Raw genomic sequence first — 491 nt, forward strand, 5'->3', positions numbered from 1 at the left:
GCGTTCCTGGCCCCGCCCTCCGCCTCCGTTCCGGTCGCGGCGAGGGCAGGTGTTCCGCTGGAGGTCACGGTGGAACTGGACCTCGCCGGGCGCACCGGGTCCCTGTCCAACGCCCTGGCCGTGACCATCGGGCTCGAAGCGGACAACACCGACCCCGAGGCCCTCATCAACGAAGCCGCCGCTGCGGCCCGGGCGGCCGAGGTCGCCGTCGTCGTGGTCGGCACGAACTCCCGCGTCGAATCCGAAGGCTACGACCGCACCACCCTGGAGCTACCGGGCCTGCAGGACCGCCTGGTCCACGCCGTCGCCGCCGCCAACCCGCGCACCGTCGTGATCGTCAATTCCGGGTCCCCGGTGCTGCTGCCCTGGCGCCACGAAGTAGCGGGCATCCTGATCGGGTACTTCGGCGGGCAGGAATTCGGCACCGCCCTCGCCGACATCCTGGTTGGCGAGGCCGAGCCCGGCGGCCGGCTTCCGACCACCTGGCCCGC

The 491-nt window shown here is 72.7% G+C and carries 1 protein-coding gene; it reads left to right on the plus strand.

What is annotated here, in order from left to right:
• The coding region (locus AB4Z38_RS25805) for a glycoside hydrolase family 3 protein (protein ID WP_441432349.1) at window positions 1-491 on the plus strand (491 nt) is incomplete at both ends.

This window comes from Arthrobacter sp. 2RAF6, from assembly GCF_052115205.1.
GTDB lineage: Bacteria > Actinomycetota > Actinomycetes > Actinomycetales > Micrococcaceae > Arthrobacter.